3 protein-coding genes and 1 pseudogene are annotated in these 2,938 nt (G+C 63.0%); all 4 read right to left on the bottom strand.

All coding sequences use genetic code 11. The features are described from left to right. On the bottom strand, positions 1 to 704 hold a 704-nt coding region (locus tag EOA32_RS35740; protein WP_128374194.1), incomplete at its 3' end, for a 3-oxoacyl-ACP synthase. Beyond that, complete coding sequence (locus tag EOA32_RS35735; protein WP_128374193.1) at positions 701 to 1,966, bottom strand: adenosylmethionine--8-amino-7-oxononanoate transaminase; 1,266 nt, start codon at positions 1,964 to 1,966, stop codon at positions 701 to 703. The genes EOA32_RS35735 and EOA32_RS35740, both read right to left, overlap by 4 nt. Then, entirely contained in the window at positions 1,966 to 2,601 is a 636-nt protein-coding gene (gene bioD / locus EOA32_RS35730; RefSeq protein WP_128374195.1) for a dethiobiotin synthase, read from the bottom strand. The genes EOA32_RS35735 and bioD overlap by 1 nt, the downstream gene beginning before the upstream one ends. A gap of 16 nt (positions 2,602 to 2,617) precedes the next feature. After that, a pseudogene (locus tag EOA32_RS35725) lies at positions 2,618 to 2,938 on the bottom strand (8-amino-7-oxononanoate synthase); the annotation flags it as partial.

Genomic DNA, 2,938 nt, shown 5'->3' with positions numbered 1-2,938 from the left:
CTTGAACATGTCGTCATCATCTCCACGGCTTTGGCGAACACTTCGCGTCCGTCGACGATCGTCATGCGGGTCTGCGCGAGATCGAGGCCGTTGCGAAAAGGCGTGTTGCTTCCTCCGGCGGGGATCTGGATCAATCCGTAGCGCGAACCGTCCGAATCGACCGAAGCGCCGAGAATGCCGCGTTCTGCATCCTCGCTGGGACCGATCACGATCGCGCCGGCGGCATCAGCAAACAGCACGGCACTGGCTCGCTCGGCCGGGTTGATGCGGCGGCTCAAAATGTTGGCGGCAATGACAAGGGCGGGTCGACCGTGCACCCGGGTGAACCCGTCGGCGAACATCAGCGCATAGATGAAACCGGCGCAGGCGCCGGTCAGGTCGATGGCACCGGCGCGGCCGAGGCCGAGCCGGTGCGCAACCAGCGGCGCGCTCGGCGGCAGGAGATGGTCGGGGGTTGACGTGGCGAGCAACAGAAGACCGATGTCGCTCCGATCGATACCCGCATCTGCCAGCGCCATGTCGCCGGCCCGCGCGGCAAGGCCCGAAAGCGTATCTTCGTCAGTCGCCCAGAAGCGCGAGCGAATTCCTGTGCGCCGTTCGATCCAGCCTGGCTCGAGGCCGAGATTGTTCTCGATCTCGGCATTCTCAACCTTGCGCCCAGGCACATGGTGGCCAAAGCCGAGGATGCGCGACGACCTGCTCATGGTTTCGGTCCGAAGCGTTGGCCGGCCTCGTCGATGGCGTCATAAAGCCGATCGAGCTCGGCGCCGGTTACGCAATAGGGTGGGAGCACATAGAGGACATTGCCGAGCGGGCGCACCAGCAATCCCTGCTCGAGGAAGAATGCCCGCAGCCTTGGACCGATCTCGGCCAGATAGCCCGGGGATGCGGTACCCAAATCGAGCGCCGCGATCGTGCCGGTGATCCGGCAGTCGGTGAAGCAAGGATTGTCGCGAAAGCGCTGAAGGCCAGCGGCCTGCAGAGCGGCGAGGGCGGCGATCCGCTCGATAACAGGCTCGTCGTGCCAAATCTCGACATTGGCGAGTGCCGCCGCGCAGGCAATCGGATTGGCCGTATAGGAGCTCGAATGAAAGAAGGTCTTCTTCCGGTCGAGCGAATAATGGGCCTGGAAGATGGCGTCGGTCGCCAGCGTGGCGGCAAGCGAAATGGTGCCGCCGGTCAGGCCCTTCGAGGTGCAAAGGATGTCGGGCGAGATGTTCGCCTGCTCGCAGGCGAACACGGTTCCCGTGCGTCCCCAGCCGGTCATCACTTCGTCGGCGATCAAGAGCGTGCCCGAAGCCTCGGCGATCCTCTTTAATTCAGCCAAAACCCAGGCCGGATACATCAGCATGCCGCCGGCGCCGAGCACCAGCGGCTCGACAATTAGCGCAGCTGCGCGCCGGTCGCGAGAGACGATCTCGAACCGATCCAGCGTTTCCTGCTCGCGTCCTGTGGCCGGGAAGGGGATGGTGTCGACTTCGAACAGCAAGGGTTCGTAGGCCGCGTTGAACACCCCACGCGCGCCGACGCTCATCGCGCCGATCGTGTCGCCATGGTAGCTGTGCTCCATGACGACGATGTGCGAGCGCGGCGCGCCGATATTGCGGAAATAGCCGAGCGCCATCTTCAGCGCGACCTCGACCGAGGTCGAGCCGCTGTCGGAATAAAACACCCAGTCGAGCCCCGGCGGCGCGAGATTCACCAAGGCTTTGGCGAGGCGTTCGGCCGGCTCGTGCGTGAAGCCGGCGAAGATGATCTGGTCGAGGTTGGCAGCAGTCGTCTCGATCGCCTTGACGATGCGCGGATGGCGATGACCATGGGTGACGACCCACCACGAGGAAATGGCGTCGAGGATGCGGGTGCCATCGGCCTTGTGGAGATAGGCGCCTTCAGTCCGGACAATTTCGGGGATTGCCGGCTCGAGCGCGTGCTGGGTGAAAGGATGCCAGACGCGGGATCGAGACATCATTGACCCCATGCAATCGGCGAGAGATCGAAGCCCGAAACCATCGCTTCCCTCAGGGTTTTAGATGTCAGCGGATCAAGGTACGGCAGCCTGCCAAGCTGCCGCACATTGCCAAATTCCGCGATTGTCCTTTGGCTGTCCGCCATTTCTTCGCCGATGAAGGCCACTCCGATGAGCGGGATGCCACGGGCCCTGAGGGCTTCGATCGACAACAATGTGTGATTGATGGTGCCGAGCCTGGTGCGCGCGCAAAGAATGACCGGCAGTTGCCATTCACGGAATATGTCGATGAATCTTGTCTGTCGATTGAGCGGTACCATCAATCCGCCAGCGCCTTCGATGATGAGCGGGCCTGGCAAGTCCGGCAGCGAGAGCTTTGCCGCCTCGATTGCGACGCCATCGATTTCGGCCGAACGGTGCGGCGACAGTGGCGTCTTCAGACGATAAACTTCCGGCAGGACGCGCCCGGCCGGCAGGCCGGAGAGCCGGGTAACGGCCTCGCTGTCGGTCTCCTCGTCGAGGCCCGATTGCACCGGTTTCCAGTAGAAGCCGTCGAGCAGGCCGACGAGGCCCGCCGAAAACACCGTCTTGCCGATGCCGGTATCCGTTCCGGTGATGACTATGCCTTTGCTGATGTCGCTTCGGGTCATGTCACCTTTGGTCATTCTGGGCCAACGCCTCGACAAGCGCATCGATCATGGCGGATATGGCGGCTTTATCGACGTTGAGCGTCAGCGATATGCGCAGGCGCGAAGTCCCTTCCGGCACAGTCGGCGGACGAATGCCGCGTATGTCGAAGCCGCGGGTCTGTAGTGCCGCCGCCACCGCCATGGTGCGCCGGTTGTCGCCGATGATAATTGGCTGGATCTGCGAGCCGCTGGGCGCTGTGCCGAGGCGCTCGGCCAGCTGGCGGCCCGCAAATGCAATAATTTCATGCAACCGGAGACGCCGCTCTGGTTCATCGGACAATAT

The organism is Mesorhizobium sp. M1A.F.Ca.ET.072.01.1.1 (assembly GCF_004023325.1).
Classification (GTDB): Bacteria; Pseudomonadota; Alphaproteobacteria; order Rhizobiales; family Rhizobiaceae; genus Mesorhizobium.
This window is presented reverse-complemented; position numbering and strand designations above follow the sequence as displayed.